Below are 641 nucleotides of genomic sequence, written 5' to 3'. Positions count from 1 at the left end.
ATCTACACTATACCATGGTCGTCGGCAGCGTCAGATGTGTATAAGAGACAGCTCCGCGAGTCATATCGTCGAGAGAGCCCCCACCCGCCGCGCTTCGCGCGTCGACCTCCCCCGCAGCGGGAGAGGCGAAGAAATCCAGCGGCGCTCTTAAACCAGCAGCCCCTGCCGCTTCGCCAGATCCTGCAGCGACACCAGCGGCCTGGCGCCGATGTGCTGGATCACCTCTGCGGCGGCGAGCGCGCCGAGCCGGCCGGCATTCTCATGGCCGACATTGCGCACGAGGCCGACCAGGAAGCCGGCGGCGAACAGATCGCCGGCGCCGGTGGTGTCGACCAGCCTGTCGATCGGCGAGGCGGGCGCCGCGACGACGCTGTCGCCGGAGATCACGACGCAGCCCTTCTCGCTGCGGGTGACGACGCCGAGCCTGGTGTCCTTGCCGAACTGCTTCAGCGCGGTGTCGAAATCCGAGGTCTGGTACAGCGAGTGCAGCTCGGACTCGTTGGCGAACACCAGGTCCACAATGCCCTTGCGCATCAGGTCGAGGAATTCGTCGCGGTAGCGATCGACGCAGAACGAATCCGACAGCGTCAGCGCGACCTGGCGGCCCGCGCCATGCGCGATATCAGCCGCCTTCACGAACG

1 protein-coding gene is annotated in these 641 nt (G+C 66.5%); it reads right to left on the bottom strand.

Translation table 11 applies throughout. The features are described 5' to 3' along the window. Nucleotides 1–147: 147 nt before the first annotated feature. Nucleotides 148–641 (bottom strand): PfkB family carbohydrate kinase (locus PMN64_RS42940; protein ID WP_411785133.1); only part of this gene is annotated, 494 nt, incomplete at its 5' end.

Origin of the sequence: Bradyrhizobium sp. UFLA01-814 (genome assembly GCF_046718885.1) — a bacterium.
GTDB lineage: Bacteria > Pseudomonadota > Alphaproteobacteria > Rhizobiales > Xanthobacteraceae > Bradyrhizobium > Bradyrhizobium elkanii.
This window is presented reverse-complemented; position numbering and strand designations above follow the sequence as displayed.